The following is a 22,062-nucleotide window of genomic DNA, read 5'->3' as shown; positions in this document are numbered from 1 at the left end:
GCGGCCAAGCGTCGTGACCTCTGGCGCATGAAGGCGTTCGCCACCGGCCTGCTCGCGCTGGCCACCGCGATCTATCTGTTCTGCCGCTGGACCGAGTCGCGCGGGGCGGGTGGCGACTGGGTCGGCTACCTGCGCGCCGCGTCGGAGGCCGGCATGGTCGGCGCGCTGGCGGACTGGTTCGCGGTGACCGCCCTGTTCCGTCATCCGCTCGGCCTGCCCATTCCGCACACGGCGATCATCCGGCGGAAGAAAGACCAGCTCGGCGCCAGCCTCGGCACCTTCGTCGGCACGAACTTCCTGGCGCCGGAGGTGGTGTCGGCGAAACTGAGTTCGGCCCAGATCTCCCTGCGGGTCGGACGCTGGATGGCCGATCCCGGGCACGCCGCACGGGTGGCCCAGGAGAGTTCGACGCTCCTGCGGGCCGTCGTCGGCGTACTGCGCGACGAGGACGTGGAACAGGTCATCGACAACACCATCGTCAAGCGGATCGCCGAGCCGCTGTGGGGTCCGCCGATCGGGCGCGTGCTGGCCGAACTGCTCGCCGACAACCGGCAGCTGGCGCTGCTGGACCTGCTCGCCGAGCGCGCGCACCAGTGGGCGCTCGGCTCTCAGGAGACGATCGATCGGATCGTGCTGCGGGACGCCCCGCAATGGGCGCCGAAATTCGTCAACATCCTGCTTTCGGAACGGATCTATCGCGAACTGGTCGAGTTCACCTGGAAAATCCGCTCCGATCCGGAGCACGAAGTGCGCCTGGCCGCGAACCGTTTCCTGGAGGAATTCGCCGAGGACCTGCAATTCGACGATGCCATGATCAAGAAAGCCGAGCGCATCAAGGCGCAGATCATGGGCCGCGAGGAGATCACCGGACTGGCCTCGGCCACCTGGCGGGCGGCGAAGCGGCTGATCCTGGAGTCCGCCGACGATCCGCGCAGCACGCTGCGGCGCAAGGTCGCCGAGAACGTGCAGCAGCTCGGTGAGCGATTGCGCGACGACGCGGATATGCGCGCCAACGTCGACGGCTGGATCGACCGCGGCGCGCGGTACTTGGTGGAAAACTATGCCGGTGAGATCAGCACCCTGGTCACCGACACGGTTGCCCGGTGGGATGCCGAAGAAGCGAGCAAGAAGATCGAATTGCAGGTCGGCCGGGATCTGCAATTCATCCGGATCAACGGAACCGTCGTCGGTTCGCTTGCCGGACTGGCGATCTACACGATTTCCCATCTGATGTTCGGCGGGTGATCCGCGGCACGCGGAACGTTTGCCGAAACACTGCTAGCAGACTGCTTGCAATAGCTAGCACCCTGACCTAGAATCGAACCCGTACAACCGCCAGAAGGTGAGTGATGGCAGACCAGCCCGAGGTTTCCGCCGAGTACACCGAGAGATCGGACGAGCACTCGTCCGGCATCGGGGAACGAGGGGGTCGCGTCGTCAATGCGGCGCACGACATCGGAGGCTTCATCAGGGCGCAGCGGGAAGCCGCGCAAGTCTCGCTGCGTCAGCTCGCCCAGCTGGCGGGGGTGAGCAATCCGTACCTCAGTCAGATCGAGCGCGGACTGCGTAATCCGTCCGCCGAAGTGCTCACGCAGATCGCGAAAGCGCTGCGGGTCTCCTCGGAGGTCTTGTACGTACGGGCTGGCTATCTCGAGCAGCGGCCGCACAGTCCGGTCCGGGACGCCTTGCTCGCCGACACGTCGATCAGTGAGCGGCAGAAGCAGGTGCTGCTGGACATCTATGAATCGTTTCGCCGGGAAAACGGGGGAAACGAGGCAGGGGGGGACGTATGGGACAGCGACGTTCCGCGCACGACAACCGACACTCCGCCACGCCAGGAGAACGAAACACCATGACCGAGAAGAACGCCACCGTCACCAAGCCCTTGCTCGCCACCGTCGGCGCGGGTGACGCCCTCTACTCCGCCGTGAACGACGTGGTCGCGCAGGTGCGCGAGCGCGCGGTCGCCACCGAGGTGCAGGCCCGGGTGGAGGAGGCGCGCGAGCGCTTCGCCAACGTCCCCGCCGACGTGCAGGCGCAGTTCGACACGCTGCGTGAGCGGTTGTCCGGCCTGCCGTCGGAGCTGCCGGACGACCTCGCCGAGCTGCGCGAGAAGTTCACCGCCGAAGAGCTGCGCGCCCTGGCCGAGAAGTACTACCGGCAGGCGCTGGACCTCTACGCCGACCTCGCCGCTCGCGGTGAGGAGACCATCGAGCGGCTGCGCGCAAACCAGACCGTCGACGAGCGGATCGGCAAGGTCGAGACCCTCTACGGCGACGCGGTGAGCCGCGCCGAGGACGTGGTCGGACGCGTCAACGGACTGCTCGGCCGCCCGGCCAAGCTCGAGGCCGAGGTGGAAACCGAGGCGGACATCGTCCCGGCGCCGGTCGTCGAGGCCGAGGTCGTCGAGGTGACCACCGAGGCCACGCCGGCGCCCGTCGCGAACGGTGCGGCCAAGAAGGCTCCGGCCAAGAAGGCGGCCACCACCCCCGCCGCCGCCAAGAAGGCTCCCGCGAAGAAGGCCGCCCCCAAGAAGGCCTGAACGGCTCGCGGCTGAGGCGATTCGACGCCCTCGCACACCCCTGGTGTGCGAGGGCGTTGCTTCTATGATGGGTGGGGTGAATATGGTGCACGGATTGACCGGGATGATCCTGCTGGTGCTGTGGCTGGCGGCGCTCGGTGCGACGATTTTCGCGCTGATCCACGCCGTGCGTCAGCGTCCGGACGCGTTCACCGCGGTGGACAAACTGACCAAGCCGATCTGGCTGGCGATTCTCGGGGCGGCTGTGCTCGTGCTTCTTCTCTCGCCCGCGGGGCTGGGCCTACTGTCCTTCGCGGCGATCATCGCCACGGGTGTCTACTTGGCCGATGTGCGGCCCAAGGTGGACGAGGTGCAGCGGGGTCCGCGCTGGTGAGAAAGAAGTCTGCCGACGGGTAAGAGTGCTTGCACTAGCAAGCGGCGCGAATCGGGGTTACTGTATCTAGCAGTAACACAAAGGAGTGTCCGATGCGTGCCATGCTGCCGACCGCGTTGACGAGCTTCCCGGGATTGCTCCGGAGCTTGCGCGCCGCGCACAGTGCCGACCTGCGTTCTCGTACCTACCAGACCGCCGCGTTCAATCCACCGACCGCGCCCCGCGAGGTGATCCCGGTCCGCGCGGGGGACGGCGCCCGGCTGCGGGTACACGCCTACGGTCCGTCGGACAAGCCGGCCGTCGTGCTCGTCCACGGCTGGACCTGCTGCCTCGAATACTGGAATCCGCAGATCAACGCGTTCGCCGGCGACTATCGCGTGATCGCCTACGACCAGCGCGGCCATGGCGAGAGCGAGTACGGCTCGAGCGATGTGACCATGGAGCTGCTGGCCGACGACCTGGCCGCGGTGCTCGACGCCGCGCTCGCGCCCGGGCAGCGGGCCGTGCTGGTCGGCCACAGTCTCGGCGGCATGACGCTGCAGGCGTGGGCTGGACGTTACCCGGAGCGGGTCGCGCGCCGAGCGCACGCGGTGCTGCTCACCAATACGGCGGCCGATCGGCTGATCCTGGAGACCACGGTCGTGCCGCTGCTCAACCGCCCGCTGCGGTTGCTGCAACTGAAGGTACCGCTGCCGTTCCTGTTCGGCAGGCTGGGTCTGGGCGCCCCGCTCGTCTTTCCGCCCATCGCGCCGGTGCGCTGGCTGTTCGCGCGCCAGATCCTCAGCACCGCGGCGAAAGGCGACCTGCTGGAGTTCAGCATGGCCATCGTGCGGTCGTGCCCGGCCTGGGTGCGTTCCAAGTTCGGATTCCTGCTCGCCACGATGGACGTCGGGGAGGCGGCCAGGAATCTGGTGGTGCCCACGACGGTGATCTCCGGGCAGTTCGACGACATGACGCCGCCGGTCCACTCCGAGCGCATCGTCGAGATACTCCGGCAGACCGGCAGCCTCGTGCGCTACCAGGTGCTGCCCACCGGCCATCTCGGCAACGTCGAAGCCCATGAGCGGTTCAACGAGGAACTCGCCCGCGTTCTCGCCGCGGCGGGCAAGTCCGCCCGCGCGCACCTCGCGGGCTGACCCGCCGAGAGCGCGCCGGTCAGGAGAAGACGACCGTCCGGCGGCCGTGCACCAGGACGCGTCCCTCGAGGTGCCAGCGCAGTCCGCGCGCGAGCACCACCCGCTCGATGTCGCGGCCCTGGCGGACCATGTCGCGCACTTCGTCCGCGTGGTCGATGCGGATGACGTCCTGCTCGATGATCGGGCCCGCGTCCAGTTCCGCGGTCACGTAGTGGCAGGTCGCGCCGATCAGTTTCACACCGCGGGCGAATGCCTGGTGGTAGGGGCGGGCGCCGACGAACGAGGGCAAGAAGCTGTGGTGGATGTTGATGGCCTTGCCCGCCCAGTGCTCACACAGCTCGGCGGGCAGCACCTGCATGAACCGCGCCAGCACCACCGCGTGCGGGTCGTGCGCGTCCACCAGGGCGCGGACCTCCTCGAAGGCGGGACCGCGCTCGGCCGGATCCTTCGGGAACGGCACATGATGGAACTTCACCCCGTGCGCCTCGGTCATCCCCGCGAGATCCGGGTGGTTGCCGATCACCGCCTCGATGGTGGCGGGCAGCTCACCGCTGGCGGCGCGTCCGAGCAGGTCGTGCAGGCAGTGACCGTCCTTGCTGACCAGCAGTACCGCGCGGCGGCGCGACCTGGAGTCCAGCAGCTGCCATTCGGTCTCCGGTCCCAGGCCCGCCGCTACCCCCGCGAACCGATCACGCAACTCCGCGAGCCCGAACGGCACCGTCGCGGCCTTGATCGCCTGGCGAGTGAAGAACCAGCCCGTCTCCACGTCGGAGTGGTACCCCGCCTCCACGATCGAGCCGCCGAACTCGGCGATGAACGACGTGATCCCGGCGATGATGCCCGGACGATCCTTACAGCCGAGCGTCAGCACGTAGCGGCGGTCGTCCAGGGCGGGTGGAGCGGAACTCATGCGTTCATCCTCGCAGGTGCGCCGCACAGGGATGGCCGCGCCTTCGGAAGCGCTGCGTGTCCGTGCCGCGCAGCATGGGCGCAGCACGGAGGCGGAAGTCCGGGCAATCCTCATCGAAGCCGTCACTCCTGTGGCGCAGGTCGAGCTCGGATCGATGTCGGCGGAGATCGGTCGGGAGGTTGAACTCACCGACGAGGAGCTCGACGAGTTGAACGCCCGTGACCGGCAGCCCGTCGCCCCCGTGGAGTTCGAGTGATCATCCTCGATACGAATGTCATTCTCGAGCCGCTGCGGAAGGCGCCGGACTCTCGTGTAGTCGCTCGGATCGATGCTCAACCGCTGCGCACTCTGTACCTGTCGGCCATCACAGTGGCCGAGCTGCGGTTCGGGACTGCCGCGATGCCCGCGGGCAGGCGGCGGGACAATCTGCGCGACAGGTTCGAAGCCCGGGTATTACCTCTCTTCGCGGAACGGGTACTCGCATTCGACCTGACTGCTTCCGCGCAGTACGCCGAACTCGTGGCCACGGCCCGCGCCACCGGAGCCGCGATCGGCACGGCCGACGGATATATCGCCGCGATAGCCGGCGCCGCTCGGATGGCCGTCGCCACTCGCGATACCGCGCCTTTCCGAGCTGCCGGAGTATCCGTGATCAACCCGTGGGCTTAACGTCCGCAACGCCGCGCGCACCGGATCGGGGCGGAACCCACCGAGGTCGAGGTGCGGAATACCGTGCAGCGCGTGGGTCTGCGCATCGAGGCGCCTGAGCCGAGCGATGCCGCTCAAAGGTTGTAAAACGGCTCCGCGTAATGGAATTCGCCGACGATCTGGGAGTCGTAGGCCGACAGGGAGCGGACCTGGAAGTGGCTGATCCAAGCCGGGTCGTCCGGGGTGATGCCGAGACGAGCGGCGGGGACGAAACCGAAGCGGGGGTAGAACTCCAGGCTGCCGAGCAGGCCGATCAGTGGTTCGTCGAGGGCGTCGGCGGCGCCCAGAGCCGCGTGCATGAGGGCCGAGCCGACGCCGGAGCCCTGGTGGTCGGCGAGAACGCCGATCGGGCCGAGTGCCAGCACCGGGAACGGGCCGACGGCGGCTCTGGTCAGGCACAGGTGACCGACCACGCTGTCGTGCTCGATCGCCACCAGCGAGAGCGTGGGAATCCAGCCCTCGTCACTACGCAACTGCGCGACCAGGTCCACCTCGGGAGGATCCGCGCTACCCCGGCCGCCGGACGCACCACCGGACGCGTCGGCAGAGGCATAGCGCGGTGCGAATGCGCTGCGATGCACCGCCGCGATCGCAACGGCGTCGTCGGCGCGTTCGCGACGGATCAGCACAGTCGTCTCCTCCCGAACGAAGTAGGACCCATCCGCACACGTTAGTCAGTCGACCGTGGCGTCACGCTCTCCGATGCGCCATCAGTTACGAGTGTGCGGGAAGTGCCGCCAGGCGCGCAACGGAATTCGCGCCGCGTGTGCCAGACTCTGACCCCATGGCAAGTTCCACGTCGCTGACCAGGGCCGAAGTGGCCGCCATGATCGATCACACGCTGCTCGCACCGGAGGCGACGCGCGAAGAGGTCGACACGCTCATCGAAGACGCGCGGGCGTTGGGTGTGCTCGCGATCTGTGTGTCGCCGTCCATGTTGCCGGTGCGCGCCCCCGGGCTCGTGGTCGCGACAGTCGCCGGATTCCCTTCGGGCAAGCATCATTCGCTGGTGAAGGGCGCCGAGGCGCGGCTCGCGGTGGATCAGGGCGCGGCCGAGGTCGACATGGTCATCGACGTCGGCGCGGCCCGCGCGGGGGATTACACCGCGGTGCTCGCCGACATCGTCACGGTGCGCGAGGCGGTGGGCGATCGGGCGCTGCTGAAAGTGATCATCGAGTCCGCCGCGCTGCCGGACGAAGCGATCGTGCAGGTGTGCCGGGTCGCCGAACGCGCGGGCGCCGATTTCGTGAAGACTTCCACGGGATTTCATCCCGCGGGCGGCGCGAGCGCCCACGCGGTGGGATTGATGGCCGAGACGGTCGGCAACCGTCTCGGCGTCAAGGCCAGCGGCGGCATCAGAACCGCGGAGGCGGCGGCGGAGATGATCGCGGCGGGCGCGACCCGGCTCGGGCTGTCCAAGTCGCGCGACGTGCTCGACGGTTTCCCGGCCTGACCGGCGCCGGGAAGGCTTCGCGGCCTTCCGGTTCGCCCCCGCGCCTCCCGAAGATGTTGCGCCGCCGCGCGTCAGCAGCGCATGTCGGAGCTGTTACCGGCGGGCTCGAGTTGCGCACGCCCACCGGAGAGATGAACGTCGACGCCCGAATCGGTGACCTTCACCTCGGTCGCGGTCATGCCGAGCGGGTAGCTCTGCAGACTCTGAGTGAACAGGTCGACGATGCTCTGCACGAAATCGGCGGGCAGACCGATGCCGAGCAGTTCCGCCGACATCGTCTCCACCTGTACTGCGCCGTTCACGATCTGCGGCTTCAGCTGGAGTTCGGCGATGCCGCCGAGCACCGCCAGGGTGAGCATGCCGGAACTCGCCGAGGAGGTCACACCGCTGACCATGCCGCCGAGTGTCTCCTTGATCCCTTCGTTGCTCCAGGTCACGTCGGCCGAGGAGCTACCGATCACGCTGCCGTTGTGGTCGGCGACGTCGACGTCCCGGAAGACGGCGTGCACCACCATGCCGACGGCGGGCCCGAACTTGGAATCGGCACTGTTCACGCGCACCGACGGCACCTTGCCGTCGATCCAGGTGAGCAGCATCGGCTTGGGCCCGAAGCTCACATCGATCTTCGATCCCATTTCCTTCTCGAACTGCGAGCTGATGCAGTTCGAGACCGTGTGCCTGGCGTAGGCCTCGCCGCCGACCAGGACCGTGGCGAGCAGAACCGCTACCACGGTCAGGGCGATCAGCAGGCCTCGCCGGTTGATCGTCGAGGTGGAGGTTGCGTTCGTACTCATGGTCAAAATTCTTCCCGACCTTTCTGAGCCGTCTCTGTGGAGGCAGTGAGGGGTTCGAATGTGACATGAAGCACAAAATCCGAGCGTAGCCTGATGTCCATGGCTGGCGATGGGGCAAGCCGCGCGATCGGATCCGCGGAACAAGGATGGCGTGTCCTGCGCCGCTGGGCGGGTCGGCACGCCGGTTTCTTCACGACTCGGCAGGTGCTGCGCACGGGGTGCGGGGCACGGGTGCGGGTGGCCCTCGGCGACGGTTCGGTGACCAGGGCGGGAATCGGCATGCTGCGGTTGGCCGGGTGGCCGGAAGGTCCACTCGACGAATACGCGATGTGGACGGCCTGGTTCGACGGCGCCGCGGCCGTTTCCCACCAGAGTGCGGCGGAGCTGCACGGGCTCGGCAGCCTGCGCCCGCGCTTCCTGCACCTGTCGGTCCGGACGGGCCGTCCGCCGGTCACGCCGCGGCTGGCGGTGGTGCGCCGCTCGCTGGCCGGCGCCGACGTGGAATCCACGGGACCGTTCCTGGTGACGACGCCGGTGCGCACGGTGCTCGACCTTGCCGAGGCCGATATCGGCCAGGCCGCTCTCAACGAGGTGGTCGCCGACGCGGTGGCCATCCACCGGTGCGCGGGCGAGGAGATCACCGACGCGGGGGCGCGCTTGTCGCCGCGCGCCGCGCGCCGGGTGTACCAGGCGCTTGCCGTAGCGTGACGAAACCGGCCCTCAGCCTCGATCGAGCGGCGCGACCGCCTGCCAGGGCACCGAGAGCACGTTGTCGCGCAGTCGGCGGCGGTAGCAGCGAATCGGGAAGCCCTCGGCGCGCAGCGCCTGCGCGGCCGCGCGCCAGCGGACGCGAGGACCGAACGGCGCCATCGGCGCGGCGTGCGCCCACGCGCGATCGGCGGCGGCGAGCAGCGCGTGGATCGGTTCGCCGGGGACATTGCGGTGGATCAACGCCTTCGGCAAGCGTTCGGCGAGGTCGGAGGGCCGTTCCACGGTGAACGGGTCCCAGGCCAGCGTGAGCGAGCGCGGCCCGTCCCGGTCGAGCAGGACCCATGCGCAGCGTCTGCCCAACTCGTCACAGGTGCCGTCGACCAGCAAGCCGTCCGGCGCCAGCCCGGCCAGGACGGTCGACCACGCCTCGGGCACCGCCGATTCCGGATACTGCCGCAGCACGTTGAAGGCGCGCACCAGCACAGGTCGCATCCCGGCCAATTCGAAGCCGCCGCGCGCGAAGGTGACGCCGTCGCGGCCGGGCACCACGCGCCGCGGATCGATCTCGAGCCCGACCACCCGCACGTCGGGGCGGATCGTGCGCAGCCGCGCGGCCAGCTCGAACGTGGTCCAGGGGCTCGCGCCGTAGCCGAGGTCGACCACCAGTGGATCAGGCGCGCCGCGCAACCGGTCGGCGACGGATTCGTCGTTGATCAGCCAGCGATCGCTGCGGCGGAGACGGTTGACGGCGGTGGTGCCGCGGGTGATGGTGCCGACCGGTTTGGTCAGCGAGTGGAGTGCTGTTCTTCCAGCCACCGCACCGTGAACTCTGCTTCGCCGCGGAACAGGTCGACCAGGTTGACCAGCATCAGCTGTTCCAGGCGCGGCCCGACCATGGGAATGAACACCTTCGCCTCCGAGGCGAAGCGCATGGTGCAGCCGGTCTCGGTGGGGAACAGGCGGATGGCGCCGCCCAGGCTGCCGGGCCCCGCCGGGATGGACGCCGAGTACTTGCCGGTGGTCTCCTCGGCGTCGTACGGGCTGTAGGACTCCTTGCGGGTGATCACCATGTCCTTGCGCATCACCGTCTGGGCGATCTCCGGCAGCATGTCGCGGGGCAGGACGTGATGCAGTTCGACGTCGATGCCGCCGTCGCTCGCCTCCAGCCGGACCACCTGGTTGCCGGGAGTGAGCTTCCGCATCTCTTCCATCCGCGCTTCCCAGTAGTCGCGGTTCGACAGCGCCGCGTACAGCTCTTTCGTGGTGTGCAGCGGATAGCGGGCGGAGTAGTCCAATCGGCGTGCCATGGGCTCACACGTTACTGGGTGCGACGGCGCCGACCTCGGCGGGCGGGTGGAGTACCCACCAGCCACGAACGCGGGGACCGTGGGGTGTGACGTCGAACAATGCCCGCACGCGCCGGGTGGGTCAGTGCTCCGCGAGCCAGGTGGCGGTGAACTCGGCCTCGTTCTTCAACAGCTCGGTGAGGTGCTCCGCGATCGCCTTCTCGATCTTGCCGCCGAACAGCGGAATCTTGACCTCGATGGTGCCCTCGACCGTGGCGACGGCGCCGGAGCCCTCGGCGGCCAGGGTGATGGTGCCGCGCACCTCGGCGGGCGCGCCCTCGACGCGGGCTTCGAAGGTGGCCTCGTCTCCGGTCCATTGTTCGGCGCGCGGAATGATCAGGTCGCCGGGGCGCACCGCGGTGATCGCGGGCGGCAGCTGCTCGGCGGGGATGGCCTGCACCATCTCGACGCGCGCCTGGTCACCGCTGACGGTGACCGAATCCAGCCGGGCGTTGGGGCCACCGACCGCCGCGATGCGATCCTTCCAGTACTGGTCGTTCGCGAAAGCCGCGCGCACCGCGGCGGGCGGATGAGAGTAGCGGGCCGTGTACGCCAGCGGTGTAGCCATGGGTGCACACGCTACCGTGCGGCGCTGGAGCCGCACGAGTCGTGCCGCCGGAGCTGCCTGCGGTGGAAATACGCTGGCGAATAGCTGTCAGTGGGCGCCGCAACCGGGCGTTCGAGCTTCGGGAGTGACGCCCCCGATCTGCCCGAGGCGGAATACGCGAGCGTGCGGTCATCAGGGCGCACGCTACCGTTTAGCATCGTGCGAACTTCACGAGTGGTGCCGTCGGAACTCCTCGCCGGTACCGGTGCGCGGCTGCGCGCGGACGTGCCGCTTTCGGAGCTGACCACACTGCGGGTGGGCGGGCCCGCTCTGGTCGCCGACTGCGCGACGACCGAGGCGCTGGTCGCGACGGTGCGCGCGCTGGACGCGGCGGGCGTCCCGATACTGCTGCTCGCCGGTGGCTCGAATCTGCTGATCGCCGATGACGGCTTCGACGGCGTGGTGGTGCGGGTCGCCACCACCGGTGTCGAGATCGGCGACGGCGGCGTGGTCGCCGAGGCCGGCGCGAACTGGGACGACGTGGTGCGCGCGACAGTCGCCGCGGGCCTCGGCGGGCTGGAGTGCCTGTCCGGCATTCCCGGCTCGGCCGGTGCGACGCCCGTGCAGAACGTGGGGGCCTACGGCGCGGAGGTGGCGAACCTGCTGCGCCGGGCACGCCTGCTGGACCGCGCCACCGGGGAGGTTCGCTGGGTGGAACCGGGCGAACTCGGCTTCGGTTACCGCACCAGCGTGCTCAAGCACCGTGACGACGCCGTCGTGCTCGCGGTCGACTTCGCTTTGCGCACCGACGGTTCCAGCGTGCCGCTGCGGTACGGCGAACTGGCATCGACGCTGGGCGCCGCGGTCGGCGAGTCCCGGCCCGCGGCGCAGGTCAGGGAAGCGGTCCTGCGGTTGCGGGCGGGCAAAGGCATGGTGCTGGATCCCGCCGATCACGACACCTGGAGTGCGGGATCGTTTTTCACCAACCCGGTGGTCGCGCCGGAACGGGAGGCGCAGGTACGCGCCGCGATCGCCGCTCACGTGGGCGACGTCGCGGTGCCGACCTACCCGGCGCCGGACGGGGTCAAGTTCTCCGCGGGCTGGCTGATCGAGCGGGCGGGATTCGCCAAGGGCTTTCCCGGCGACGGGGCGCCCGCCCGACTGTCGACGAAACACACACTGGCGCTGACCAATCGCGGCGCCGCGAGCGCGGCCGATCTGGTGGCGCTGGCCCGGACGGTCCGCGACGGCGTCGCCGAGCGTTTCGGGATCCGTTTGGAACCGGAACCGGTCACCGTCGGTCTCACGCTCTGACGCGCTGAGGCCGACACCACACGCTGCGACTTCGGGATGGACCGCGCGCCGCGCGTAGATTCGACGAAGTGAACCACCGCCCGATGATCCGCAGATCGGTTGCCGTGGTGTCGGCTGTCCTGCTGGTGGTCGTCGCCTCGGCGTCCGGATGCACGATAGGCCGCGACTCCGGCAAGCCGGGTGCCGCCGCAGGCCCGATCGCCACAGCGACATTGAACCCCGCCGACGATGCCGCGAACGTCAACCCGACCGCCCCGGTTTCGGTGACGATCAGCGACGGCACGATCGATCAGGTCGCGCTGACCAACGCCGCGGGCAAGCAGGTCCGCGGCGAACTCGCGCCGGACCGGCGCGGGTTCACCATCACCGAGCCGCTCGGCTACGACGCCACCTACACCTGGTCCGGCACCGCCGTCGGCACCGACGGCAAGGCGATCCCGATCGATGGCTCGTTCCGCACCCTCGCACCCAAGAGCACGGTTCCCGCGACCCTGAACATCGGCGACAACCAGGAGGTCGGCATCGCGGCGCCGCTCATCCTGCAGTTCAAGTCCTCCGTCACGAACAAGGCGGCGGTGGAGAAGGCGCTCACCATCACCACCGACCCGCCCACCGAGGGCGCGTGGGCCTGGTTTCCGGACGACGGGGGCTCCCGGCTGCATTGGCGTCCGAAGAACTACTGGACGCCGGGGACGAGCGTGCACGTCTCGGCGCGGCTCTACGGACTCGATCTGGGCGGTGGCAATTACGGTGATTCCGACCTGACCACGGATTTCCGCATCGGCCGCAGCCAGATCGTCAAGGCGAGCGCCCCGAGCCACCGCATGCAGGTGGTGCGGGACGGGCGGGTGGTGTTCGACTTCGCGGTCAGTTACGGCGAGGGCAACGAACCGCGCAACGTGACCCGTTCCGGCGTGCACGTGGTCACCGAGAAGTACGAGGACTTCATGATGTCGAATCCGCCGTACTACACCAATGTCCGGGAACGCTGGGCGGTACGCATCTCCAACAACGGCGAATTCATTCACGCCAACCCGGAATCGCTGTCGGCGCAAGGGTCGGCGAACGTCACCAACGGGTGCATCAATCTGTCGCCCGGGGACGCCCAGTCCTATTTCCCCACGGCCTTGTACGGCGATCCGGTCGAGGTGACCGGGACCTCGATCCCGCTCTCGGCCGCCGACGGCGACCTCTACGACTGGACCATCGACTGGAGTACCTGGAAAACCATGTCGGCGCTGCAGGGTGCGCCGTCGGCTGTAGTCTCCGCCACGCCCCTGCCGCCGCAGCCCGCCGGAGCGCGCTGACCGGCGCTAGCGCGCCTTCACGCGCTGCGGTTCGAACTCACTGTCGTCCGCGTGTTCCGCTTCGACCTCGCGGTTGGCGGCGCGTTCGGCCCGGATCGCGTCGTGCCGCTCGGCGAGCAGGTCGCGGATCTCGGTCAGCAGTTCGACCTGGCTGGGCTCGGCGGCCTTCGGGGTGCCGAAGCGGTTCTTGATGGTCTTCATCGGCAGGATCAGCACGAAGTACAGCACCGCGGCGACCATGACGAAATCGATGGTGGCTGTGATGATCGGGCCGATGGCGATGAAGGTGGCGGGCTTGGACGGGATCAGCTGCACGCCGAGACCGAGCTGATTGGTGCTGCCGAAGACCGCGAGCAGCGGATTGACCACGCCTTTCGTCACCGACGTCACCACGGAGGTGAACGCGGTGCCCATCACGACGGCGACCGCGAGGTCGATGACGTTCCCGCGCATCAGGAACTCTTTGAAGCCCTTGAGCATGAGCCGAATCACTCCCATCCGATGTCCTTGGCTTGCGGCTGCACGGATGGTAGCGGCTCCGGGCGAAGAGCGACGTCCTGGCAATCCGCGGCCGGACCGACGGCGCCGGCCGAGTTATGCGCTCAGCTATGAGGTGCGGCGGGCGAATCGGCCCGCGTCCGCTTGGTCGCGCGGCTTGATGATGATCTGGTCCAGGTTGACGTGCGCGGGCCGGGACGCGACGAACCCGATGACTTCCGCGATGTCCTGGGCGACCAAGGGGTCGATGCCCTCGTACACCTTGGCCGCCCGGTCGGCGTCGCCGCCGAAACGCACCAGCGAGAACTCGGTTTCCACCGCGCCGGGGGCGATCTCGGTCAGCCGCACCGGCTGACCGAGCAGCTCGCCGCGCAGCGTACGGTGCAGCACGGCCTGGGCGTGCTTGGCGGAGGTGTAGCCGGAACCGTTGTCGTAGGCGGTGAACGCGGCCACCGACGTGACGGTGACGATCAACCCGTCACCGGAGGCGATCAACTTCGGCAGCAGGGCCTTGGTGACGCGCAGCGTGCCGAGCACGTTCGTCTCCCACATCCAGCGCCAGTCGTCCAGATCGGCCTCGGCGACCGGAGCGAGCCCCTTGGCGCCGCCCGCGTTGTTGACCAGCACGTCGACGCGCTCGACGGCTTCGCCGAACGCGCGCACCGATTCGTCCGAGGTGACGTCGAGTTCGACTGCGGTGCCGCCGATCTCGTCGGCGAGGCGGCGGAGCCGATCGAGCCTGCGCGCGCCGACGTAGACGTGATAGCCCTGCTTCGCCAGCTCCCGGGCGGTGGCCTCCCCGATCCCCGAGCTGGCTCCGGTGACGACGGCGGTGCGAGTGCTCATGCCCAGTGATCCTAGGTGCGCGAGGTTTGCCGGATGCGGCCGGTCGTCGCGTGCGCGGTTAGCCTCGGGGCATGGCTATTCGGGACGTGGTGAGCGCGGACGGAACGAACATCGTCTACCGGGTGAGCGGTCCGGCGCACGGCAGGCCGCTGGTGTTGCTGCACGGTTGGTCGGCGAATCTGCGCTGCTGGGGCGCGGCCGCCGACGACCTCGCCGCCCGTTTCCGGGTGATCGCCGTCGACCTGCGCGGTCACGGCTACTCCGACGCGCCCACGGCGGGCTACGACGACCCGAAGAACTGGGCGGCAGACCTCGCGGCGGTGCTGGCGGCCGAAAGAATCGCGTCCGGCGCGGTGCTACTCGGCTGGTCCTATGGCGGGATCGTGCTGTCGGACTACTTGACCACTTACGGCACCGACGCCGTCGCGGGTGTCGTCTACACCGGCTCGATGGCGAACATAGGTCCCGGCGTGCCGGGCGCGGCGACCGGCGACATGATGCGCGAGGCCATCCCCGGTGTCTTCGAGGAGAGCGCGGGCCGGGCGGTGCGGGCCTTCGGTGTGTTCGGCAACGCCAACACCGGACCGGGCGCGGACAAGGGGCCGGATGCCCAGCGCCTGTTCGGGGCCAGTCTCGCCACCTCGCCCGCGGTGCGCAAAGCGCTGTTCTACCGGACCGTCGACAACACCGAGATGCTGCGCGCATTGGACGTTCCGGTGCTCGTCCTGCACGGGACGGCCGACCGGGTCGTCCCGATCGAGAACGGCCGCTACATCGTCGAGGCCGTCCCGGACGCGCGCGCGTCGTTCTGGGAAGGCGCGCAGCACGGGCTGTTCATCGAGGACCGTCCCCGGTTCGTCGACGAGGTCGGCGCGTTCGCCGAGAGCCTGTGATCGGATTCATGTCGGCCCTGTGATAGCTCTCACTTGCCGTGGATAGCGTGTCTGGGCCGGGGAACGCAACGTGCACTATGGATAGTGTGAGCCAGCGCCAGGGCCTACGGCCGAACCGTATCGCCGTGTTATCGGTGCACACCTCACCACTCGCTCAGCCGGGCACCGGCGACGCGGGCGGCATGAACGTCTATGTTCTGCAGACGGCCGTCGAGCTGGCCCGCCGCGGCACCGAGGTGGAGATCTTCACCCGGGCCACGGCGTCCAACGTCCCGCCCGTCCAGGAGGCCGCGCCCGGCGTGCTGGTGCGCAACGTGGTGGCGGGCCCGTTCGAGGGGCTGGACAAGCACGATCTGCCCACCCAGCTGTGCCCCTTCACCGCGGAGGTGCTGCGTCAGGAAGCCAGGCACCTGCCCGGTCACTACGACCTGGTGCACTCGCATTACTGGCTGTCCGGCCAGGTCGGCTGGCTGACCAGGGACCGCTGGCGGGTGCCGCTGGTGCACACCGCGCACACGCTGGCGGCGGTGAAGAACGCGGCGCTGGCCGAGGGCGACTGTCCCGAACCGGCGACACGCGAGATCGGCGAGAAACAGGTGATCGCCGAAGCCGATCGACTGGTCGCCAACACCGCCGAGGAGGCCCGTCAGCTGGTCGAGTTGTACGGGGCCGATCCCGAGCGCATCGATGTCGTCCCGCCCGGCGCCGACCTCACCCGCTACCGCCCCGGTGACAAGGCCGCCGCCCGTGCCGCGCTCGGGCTGGCCGCCGACGAGCGGATCGTCGCGTTCGTCGGCCGGATCCAGCCGCTGAAGGCGCCCGATGTGCTGGTGCGCGCCGCGGCCGAGGTGCTGCGGACCGACCCGGATCGCGAACTGCGCGTGCTGATCGTGGGTGGCCCGTCCGGCAGCGGGCTGGAGCGGCCCGACGCGCTGATCGATCTGGCCGCCGAGCTGGGGATCGCCGAGCGGGTCAGCTTCCTCCCCCCGCAGCCGCCGCAGCGGCTGGTGCAGATCTATCGCGCGGCCGACCTTGTGGCGGTGCCGAGTTACAACGAGTCCTTCGGCTTGGTCGCCATCGAAGCGCAGGCCAGCGGCACCCCGGTGCTGGCCGCCGATGTGGGTGGCCTGGGCACGGCGGTGCGCCACGAGGTGTCCGGCCTGCTCGTCCCCGGACACCGCACAGTGGATTGGGCGAACGCGCTGCGTCACCTGCTGGACGACCCCGACCGGCTGCGTCGGATGAGTGAGCAGGCCGTCACGCACGCGGCCAACTTCTCCTGGGCGCACACCGCCGACGGGCTGCTCGCCAGCTACGCCGCTGCTCTGGCCGGTTTCCGGGACGAGCGGGCGGGCCTCGGCGGCCGCGGCCTGGCGCACAGCATGGTGCGCGACGATGCCTACGACCGAGTCTCCGCGGGCCCGGCCGGAGAACGGACGGCCGCCCTGCTCGGCGAGACCAGCCAGTCCAGATCGCGGGCGCTGTGGCGGCGCCGGATGGGAGTACGCCGGTGAACGAGGCACAGGTGACCGCGCAGCTCATCGACGAGACGCTGCGCGACAGGGAGATCGAGTACACCCGGCCGGGGGAGGAGACGTTCGTCGTCGTCCTGCCCGGCGAGCGCAAGCTGAAGACCACGGTGATGCTCACGGTGGGCAAGCACGGCGTCCGGTTCGAGGCGTTCGTCTGCCGCAAGCCGGACGAGAACTTCGAGGGCGTCTACAAATTCCTGCTGCGCCGCAACCGCAGGCTCTACGCCGTCGCCTACACCCTCGACCGGGTCGGCGACATCTACCTGGTGGGGCGGATGTCCGCGCACGCCGTCACCGCCGACGAGCTGGATCGGGTGTTCGGGCAGATTCTCGAGGCCGTCGACGCCGACTTCAACGTGCTGCTGGAACTCGGCTTCGCGGAATCCATTCGGCGGGAATGGAAGTGGCGCGTCTCGCGCGGCGAGTCGCTGCAGAACCTGCGCGCCTTCGAGCACCTGGTCGATTCCGCGGACAAGCCCTAGCCGGTCGCCGGACCCGGCGCGCCGGGTGACAATCGCAGGCGGCTCGGATCGGCGGAGGGATACGGCGTTGGCGATTCTCGCTCTGGACATCGGCGCGACCAAGTTCGCGGCCGGAGTGGTCGGCCCCCGTGCCGAGGTGCGCGATGTCCGCCGGGTGGACGTGCCGGACGCCGCCGTGTGGGATGCCTGTCGTGAACTGCTGCTGGCGGTGGCGAATGGGGAACCCGTCGACGCGGTGGGGATCGGGGCGGCGGGACCGGTGGACGTGCGGACCGGCGTCACGGGTCCGTTGAACATTCCCGAGTGGAAAGCGGGATTCCCGCTGGTCGCGGCCGTGCAGGAGTTGTTTCCCGCCGCGACGATTCGTTTCGCTATCGACGGCGCCTGCCTCGCGCTGGCCGAACATCGCCTCGGCGCGCTGCGCGGGGTGCCCGACGCGCTGGCCATGACCGTGTCATCGGGGATCGGCGGCGGCATCGTCGCGGACGGCAAAGTGCTGCTCGGGCGCACCGGAAATGCCGGGCACGTCGGCCACATCGTCGTTCCCGGGTGGGACACGCCTTGCGGCTGCGGTGGCCGCGGCTGCGTCGAGGCGGTCGCGAGCGGCATGTCGTCGGTGCGCTGGGCGCGCGAGCAGGGCTGGTCCGGCGCGACGGGCGCGCACCTGGCCGCGGACGCGCACGCGGGCGACGAGATCGCCGTCGCCGCGCTGCACCGAGCGGGCACCGCGCTCGGCGCGGCGATCGCCTCCGCCGCGGCCCTGCTGGACGTCGACCGGGTGGTGATCGGCGGCGGATTCGCGCAATCCGGTGCGCCGCTGTGGGATCCACTGCGGGCCGCGCTGAACGCGCACGCCGGGTTGACGTTCCTGCGCGGGCTGCGAGTGGAACTCTCCGGAATCACGCACGGCGCCACCCTGGCGGGCGCTGGCGTGCTCGCCGCGGGCGGACCGGTCTGACTTCGCGCTTTCCCGCCCGCGCCGGGGCGGCGTGGCGGGAACCGATGCGACCCGGCTGAGCACGCATGGGAGGATGACGGCATGACGTACACCCTCGTGCTGCTGCGCCACGGCGAAAGCGAATGGAACGCCCTGAACCTGTTCACCGGCTGGGTGGACGTGCATCTGACCGACAAGGGCATCGCCGAGGGCAAGCGTGCCGGGGAGCTGCTGGCCGAGCACGGCATCCTGCCGGACGTCGTCTACACCTCGCTGCTGCGCCGCGCGATCTCCACCGCGAACATCGCGCTGGACGCCGCCGACCGGCACTGGATCCCGGTGATCCGGGACTGGCGGCTCAACGAGCGGCACTACGGCGAGCTGCAAGGCAAGAACAAGGCGCAGGTCCGGGAGAAGTACGGCGACGAGCAGTTCATGCTGTGGCGCCGCAGCTACGACACCCCGCCGCCGCCGATCGACCCGGCCAACGAGTACAGCCAGGAGGGTGATCCGCGCTACGCCGGCATCGACGTCCCGAAGACCGAGTGCCTGCTGGACGTGGTCAACCGGATGGTGCCGTACTGGGAGTCGACCATTTCGAAGGACCTGCTGTCCGGCAAGACCGTGCTGGTCGCCGCGCATGGCAACTCGCTGCGCGCGCTGGTCAAGCACCTCGACCGGATCTCGGACGAGGACATCGCGGGCCTGAACATCCCCACCGGCATCCCGCTGCGCTACGAGCTGGACGAGAACCTTCGCCCGGTGCGCCCGCACGAGTACCTGGATCCCGAGGCGGCCGCCGCCGGAGCCGCTGCCGTCGCCGGGCAGGGCGGCAGATAGCCCGCACAGCGCGAGCCTGCCACGCGCCGTCACCCGCCAGGGTGGCGGCGCGTTGTCGTTTCCGAGGCAGGCCGGCGGTGTTGCCGGGCGACACGCCGATGGGACGGGATCGACCTGCGGCGCGGCCACGGCAGATTAAGTTACCCACTGTTTTTACCGGCAAGTAGATAGGTACACTCTGGTCGTTCGACCAGCCGAGAGGTGGACCACGTCCGATGAAGTACGCGTTGCGGGCCACGGTGGCGGCAGTTGCCGTCACGATGCTCGTTCCCTTCCTCGCCGGCGGCGCCGATGCCGTCGCGCCGCCCACCGGTCCGGACGGCGGTCCCGCGGGAGCAGCCTGGGCGGCCACCCAGGACGGCCCCCAGCAGTACCCCAACATCCATATCCAGTGGGACGTCCCGATCACGATGAGTGACGGGACGGTCTTGAAGGGCAACGTCTACCGGCCCGCGGACGTCTTGGGCCGTCCCGTGGACGCGCCCACGCCGACGATCGTCAACCTCACGCCGTACACCAAGCTGGTCTCGAACCTGGCCGATCACGCCCAGTCGATACCCGGCCTGTCCGACGCGCTGATCGAGTTCTTCCGGCAGATCGACATGAGCGGCACCCCGCTGTCCGGCGTCACCGATCTGACGAAGGCGTTCGGCGGCGGCGAACTGCGCAACTTCACCGTCGACCGGCAGTTGATCAAGAGCGGCTACTCGCAGGTGGTCGTCGACGTGCGCGGCACCGGTTTCTCCCAGGGCGTCTGGGACATGCTGCGCGGTCGCGAACAGCAGGACACGGTCGAGGTGATCGACTGGGCGTCGCGCCAGCCGTGGTCCAACGGGCGCGTCGGCATGAACGGCATCTCCTACTCCGGGATCAACCAGGTGCAGGCCGCCGAGCAGCGGCCGCCCGCCTTGCAGGCGATCTTCCCGGTCGTGCCGGGCAGCGACCTGGTCAACGACGTGCTGGCGCCGGGCGGCGGCTTCGGCTTCAACTTCATCCCGCTGTGGCTGACCGCGATCAACGGCTTGAAGCTTCTGCCCGACCTGGCCTCGGTGCTCAACGGGCAGTTGGACACCACGTGGCTGGCCGACCGCGCCCGCGACCCGTTGACCTTCATGGACGTGCTGCTGAACGTCTACACCACCGCGCGCATAGAGGATCTCGACCCGCGCGCCAAGGAACTGCTCACCGACGGCTCCGCGCCGCGGCGGGACTGGCTCGGTGATCCGAGCGGAATCCGGACGCCGACCTTCGTCACCGGCGGCTGGCACGACCTGTTCACCTACTCGGAATCCAAGATCTACAACGAGATTCCGCTGCCGCCGGGCCAGAAGCAGTTGCTGATGGGCAACACCTACCACCTGAATTCGGGCAACGAGTACGGCAAGCCGGGCCTGCCGCCGCGGCTGGACGTGCTGCAGCGCGCGTGGTTCGACAGGTGGCTCAAGGACATGGACAACGGCATCGACCAATACGGTCCGATCACCTTGCGCCAGCAGGGCGGCGGCTGGATCACCACCGACTCGTTCGCCGCGCCGAGCCCCTCGGCGGGTCCAGCCCAGGCGGTGCACCGCAGGATGTACCTGACGGCGGCGCCCAGTGGCACCGCGAACAGCGTCTACGACGGTTCGCTCAGCCCCGAGGACAGCGGCGAGCCCGCCCGCTTGACGGTCGCGCCCGGCCTGACCAGCCTGTGCTCCAACGATGCGGCCCAGGGCAGCGCCGGTGTGCTGTCGGTCATCGACGGTTGCGCCAAGGATTCCAGGGTCGAGGAACTCAACGGACTGACCTTCACCAGCGCCCCGGTCGCCGAGCCGACCTCGATCTCCGGGCGGATCGCGGTCCGGCTCAACACCGTCCAGGACGCGGCGGACGGCTACTGGGTGGTCACCGTGAACGACGTCGCGCCGGACGGGCAGTCCAGCGTGCTGTCCTCGGGACAGCTCATGGCCTCGCTGCGGGCGATCGATGACGCGAACAGCAGCAAGTCGGCCAACGGCGACTACACCGATCCGCGGCCGTTCACCTCGCTGGAGCAGCGGCAGCCGACGGTACCGGGCGAAGCGACCACGCTGGACATCGCGCTGCCCGCCACCGAGGCGCTCCTGCAGCCGGGCCACCGCCTGCGCGTCGACGTGTACGCGGGCAACTTCCCCAAGGGCCTTCCGATCCTGCCGATGCTGATCGACACCGGCCTGCGGCCCCAGCATCTGGAGCTGGATCCCGACCGTCCGAGCTTCGTCAACATCCCGGTCCGGGGGAATCCGGGCTGGTAGACCGGGGCGTGCGCCCTCGCGCATCAAGGTTGATACCGCGGGGTATGGGTGAGGGAGCACGCTCCGACCGGTTCTGTGCACAGGCCGGGAAAAATTTTCCGCGCGTGTGTCGATCGTGTGGACTTCCCGTTCGACCTATGGGTGAGAGGGTCCAGTCAGGGACCCGGACAGCCAGGGAGACGACGATGAAGTTCATGCTGATCATGCGCGCCACCGACGAGGGCTACGCCACGATGGTGAACACCGACTTCGAGCAGATGCTCGACACCATGGGCAAATTCAACGACGAGCTGATCCGGGCGGGTGTGCTACTCGCGGCGGAGGGGCTGGAGGACGCCGCCGAGGGCGTGGTCGTCGACTACTCCGCCGAGACCCCCATCGTCACCGACGGCCCGTACGGCGAGACCAAGGAGCTGTTCGGTGGGTTCTACCTGCTCAACGTGGCGTCGAAGGAGGAGGCGATCGAGTGGGCAAAGCGGATGCCGATCACCGGTCCCGGCTTCAAGACCGAGATCCGCCGGGTTCCGACGATCGACGAGTTCCCGCAGGACAACGTGTGGGTCCAGAAAGAGCGGGCGTGGCGCGAGGCCACCGGTCAGCTCTGAGCGGATCGAGGCACG

General features: G+C 69.2%; 26 protein-coding genes. 18 read left to right on the top strand and 8 right to left on the bottom strand.

Features of this window, described 5'->3' with window-relative positions:
- The first annotated feature begins 27 nt into the window (after positions 1 to 27).
- The 5 genes from NNI01S_RS03460 to NNI01S_RS03440 all read left to right on the top strand — a co-directional run bounded on the left by NNI01S_RS03460 (position 28) and on the right by NNI01S_RS03440 (position 4,051).
- Entirely contained in the window at positions 28 to 1,245 is a 1,218-nt protein-coding gene (locus NNI01S_RS03460) for a DUF445 domain-containing protein (RefSeq protein WP_435825097.1), read from the top strand.
- A 104-nt stretch (positions 1,246 to 1,349) separates the two neighbouring features.
- Complete coding sequence (locus tag NNI01S_RS03455) at positions 1,350 to 1,856, top strand: helix-turn-helix domain-containing protein (RefSeq protein WP_063017390.1); 507 nt, start codon at positions 1,350 to 1,352, stop codon at positions 1,854 to 1,856.
- Positions 1,853 to 2,542: a hypothetical protein gene (locus tag NNI01S_RS03450; protein ID WP_063017388.1), complete on the top strand. Its 690-nt coding sequence runs from the start codon at positions 1,853 to 1,855 to the stop codon at positions 2,540 to 2,542. The genes NNI01S_RS03455 and NNI01S_RS03450 overlap by 4 nt, the downstream gene beginning before the upstream one ends.
- Before the next feature lie 82 nt (positions 2,543 to 2,624).
- Positions 2,625 to 2,915, top strand: a complete 291-nt coding sequence (locus tag NNI01S_RS03445) for a DUF2516 family protein (protein WP_040870424.1) — start codon at positions 2,625 to 2,627, stop codon at positions 2,913 to 2,915.
- 92 nt (positions 2,916 to 3,007) lie between these two features.
- Positions 3,008 to 4,051, top strand: a complete 1,044-nt coding sequence (locus NNI01S_RS03440) for an alpha/beta fold hydrolase (protein WP_084488420.1) — start codon at positions 3,008 to 3,010, stop codon at positions 4,049 to 4,051.
- Positions 4,052 to 4,070: 19 nt separating this feature from the next.
- Here NNI01S_RS03440 and purU read toward each other — a convergent pair whose 3' ends face one another.
- A complete protein-coding gene (gene purU, locus NNI01S_RS03435; protein WP_063017516.1) occupies positions 4,071 to 4,961 on the bottom strand; it encodes a formyltetrahydrofolate deformylase in 891 nt (296 codons plus the stop codon).
- Between purU and NNI01S_RS03430 the strand changes: the two genes are divergently transcribed.
- Positions 4,960 to 5,217 carry a FitA-like ribbon-helix-helix domain-containing protein gene (locus NNI01S_RS03430; RefSeq protein WP_245675952.1) on the top strand — a complete coding sequence of 86 codons (258 nt, stop codon included), beginning with the start codon at positions 4,960 to 4,962 and terminating at the stop codon, positions 5,215 to 5,217. The two genes, purU and NNI01S_RS03430, sit on opposite strands and share 2 nt — an antisense overlap.
- Positions 5,214 to 5,630: a type II toxin-antitoxin system VapC family toxin gene (locus tag NNI01S_RS03425; RefSeq protein ID WP_063017377.1), complete on the top strand. Its 417-nt coding sequence runs from the start codon at positions 5,214 to 5,216 to the stop codon at positions 5,628 to 5,630. Before NNI01S_RS03430 ends, NNI01S_RS03425 begins: the two co-directional genes overlap by 4 nt.
- Before the next feature lie 113 nt (positions 5,631 to 5,743).
- Here NNI01S_RS03425 and NNI01S_RS03420 read toward each other — a convergent pair whose 3' ends face one another.
- The gene (locus NNI01S_RS03420; RefSeq protein ID WP_063017375.1) at positions 5,744 to 6,298 is read right to left on the bottom strand and encodes a GNAT family N-acetyltransferase; all 555 of its coding nucleotides are present in this window, start codon (positions 6,296 to 6,298) and stop codon (positions 5,744 to 5,746) included.
- A gap of 155 nt (positions 6,299 to 6,453) precedes the next feature.
- On the opposite strand from NNI01S_RS03420, the gene deoC reads away from it, so the two are divergent.
- Positions 6,454 to 7,122, top strand: coding sequence for a deoxyribose-phosphate aldolase (deoC, locus tag NNI01S_RS03415; RefSeq protein WP_063017373.1), 669 nt, complete (start codon positions 6,454 to 6,456; stop codon positions 7,120 to 7,122).
- Between the two features lie 71 nt (positions 7,123 to 7,193).
- On the opposite strand, the gene NNI01S_RS03410 is transcribed toward deoC, so the two are convergent.
- Positions 7,194 to 7,916, bottom strand: a complete 723-nt coding sequence (locus NNI01S_RS03410; RefSeq protein ID WP_063017371.1) for an LmeA family phospholipid-binding protein — start codon at positions 7,914 to 7,916, stop codon at positions 7,194 to 7,196.
- A 99-nt stretch (positions 7,917 to 8,015) separates the two neighbouring features.
- On the opposite strand from NNI01S_RS03410, the gene NNI01S_RS03405 reads away from it, so the two are divergent.
- On the top strand, positions 8,016 to 8,624 hold the full coding sequence (locus NNI01S_RS03405) for a type IV toxin-antitoxin system AbiEi family antitoxin (protein ID WP_063017514.1): 609 nt from the start codon (positions 8,016 to 8,018) through the stop codon (positions 8,622 to 8,624).
- A gap of 12 nt (positions 8,625 to 8,636) precedes the next feature.
- On the opposite strand, the gene NNI01S_RS03400 is transcribed toward NNI01S_RS03405, so the two are convergent.
- The 3 genes from NNI01S_RS03400 to NNI01S_RS03390 form a co-directional block, all read right to left on the bottom strand.
- A complete protein-coding gene (locus NNI01S_RS03400) occupies positions 8,637 to 9,443 on the bottom strand; it encodes a class I SAM-dependent methyltransferase (protein WP_245675951.1) in 807 nt (268 codons plus the stop codon).
- The gene (locus tag NNI01S_RS03395) at positions 9,413 to 9,934 is read right to left on the bottom strand and encodes a DUF2505 domain-containing protein (RefSeq protein ID WP_063017369.1); all 522 of its coding nucleotides are present in this window, start codon (positions 9,932 to 9,934) and stop codon (positions 9,413 to 9,415) included. The genes NNI01S_RS03400 and NNI01S_RS03395 overlap by 31 nt, the downstream gene beginning before the upstream one ends.
- Positions 9,935 to 10,055: 121 nt before the next feature.
- Positions 10,056 to 10,541, bottom strand: coding sequence for a DUF2505 domain-containing protein (locus NNI01S_RS03390; RefSeq protein ID WP_063017367.1), 486 nt, complete (start codon positions 10,539 to 10,541; stop codon positions 10,056 to 10,058).
- A gap of 198 nt (positions 10,542 to 10,739) precedes the next feature.
- Between NNI01S_RS03390 and NNI01S_RS03385 the strand changes: the two genes are divergently transcribed.
- Entirely contained in the window at positions 10,740 to 11,834 is a 1,095-nt protein-coding gene (locus tag NNI01S_RS03385; protein ID WP_439956114.1) for a UDP-N-acetylmuramate dehydrogenase, read from the top strand.
- 83 nt (positions 11,835 to 11,917) lie between these two features.
- Positions 11,918 to 13,141 carry a L,D-transpeptidase gene (locus tag NNI01S_RS03380; protein WP_063017363.1) on the top strand — a complete coding sequence of 408 codons (1,224 nt, stop codon included), beginning with the start codon at positions 11,918 to 11,920 and terminating at the stop codon, positions 13,139 to 13,141.
- A 6-nt stretch (positions 13,142 to 13,147) separates the two neighbouring features.
- On the opposite strand, the gene mscL is transcribed toward NNI01S_RS03380, so the two are convergent.
- A complete protein-coding gene (mscL, locus tag NNI01S_RS03375; protein WP_063017361.1) occupies positions 13,148 to 13,621 on the bottom strand; it encodes a large conductance mechanosensitive channel protein MscL in 474 nt (157 codons plus the stop codon).
- A gap of 126 nt (positions 13,622 to 13,747) precedes the next feature.
- A complete protein-coding gene (locus NNI01S_RS03370; RefSeq protein ID WP_063017359.1) occupies positions 13,748 to 14,485 on the bottom strand; it encodes an SDR family NAD(P)-dependent oxidoreductase in 738 nt (245 codons plus the stop codon).
- 71 nt (positions 14,486 to 14,556) lie between these two features.
- Here NNI01S_RS03370 and NNI01S_RS03365 point away from each other — a divergent pair, with 71 nt between their 5' ends.
- The 7 genes from NNI01S_RS03365 (at position 14,557) to NNI01S_RS03335 (ending at position 22,047) form a co-directional block, all read left to right on the top strand.
- Entirely contained in the window at positions 14,557 to 15,378 is an 822-nt protein-coding gene (locus NNI01S_RS03365) for an alpha/beta fold hydrolase (protein ID WP_063017357.1), read from the top strand.
- A 77-nt stretch (positions 15,379 to 15,455) separates the two neighbouring features.
- Complete coding sequence (mshA, locus tag NNI01S_RS03360) at positions 15,456 to 16,892, top strand: D-inositol-3-phosphate glycosyltransferase (protein WP_063017355.1); 1,437 nt, start codon at positions 15,456 to 15,458, stop codon at positions 16,890 to 16,892.
- The gene (locus NNI01S_RS03355; RefSeq protein WP_218019154.1) at positions 16,889 to 17,392 is read left to right on the top strand and encodes a type III secretion system chaperone family protein; all 504 of its coding nucleotides are present in this window, start codon (positions 16,889 to 16,891) and stop codon (positions 17,390 to 17,392) included. The genes mshA and NNI01S_RS03355 overlap by 4 nt, the downstream gene beginning before the upstream one ends.
- Positions 17,393 to 17,459: 67 nt before the next feature.
- Positions 17,460 to 18,350: an ROK family protein gene (locus NNI01S_RS03350; protein ID WP_063017353.1), complete on the top strand. Its 891-nt coding sequence runs from the start codon at positions 17,460 to 17,462 to the stop codon at positions 18,348 to 18,350.
- A gap of 81 nt (positions 18,351 to 18,431) precedes the next feature.
- The gene (locus NNI01S_RS03345) at positions 18,432 to 19,169 is read left to right on the top strand and encodes a phosphoglyceromutase (protein ID WP_063017351.1); all 738 of its coding nucleotides are present in this window, start codon (positions 18,432 to 18,434) and stop codon (positions 19,167 to 19,169) included.
- Between the two features lie 215 nt (positions 19,170 to 19,384).
- Positions 19,385 to 21,442 (top strand): CocE/NonD family hydrolase, encoded by a 2,058-nt coding sequence (locus NNI01S_RS03340; RefSeq protein ID WP_063017349.1) that lies wholly within the window; start codon positions 19,385 to 19,387, stop codon positions 21,440 to 21,442.
- Positions 21,443 to 21,627: 185 nt separating this feature from the next.
- Entirely contained in the window at positions 21,628 to 22,047 is a 420-nt protein-coding gene (locus NNI01S_RS03335) for a YciI family protein (protein ID WP_063017346.1), read from the top strand.
- The last annotated feature ends 15 nt before the right edge of the window (positions 22,048 to 22,062 follow it).

Origin of the sequence: Nocardia niwae NBRC 108934 = DSM 45340, from assembly GCF_001613465.1 — a bacterium.
In the GTDB taxonomy this organism is placed as follows: domain Bacteria; phylum Actinomycetota; class Actinomycetes; order Mycobacteriales; family Mycobacteriaceae; genus Nocardia; species Nocardia niwae.
This window is presented reverse-complemented; position numbering and strand designations above follow the sequence as displayed.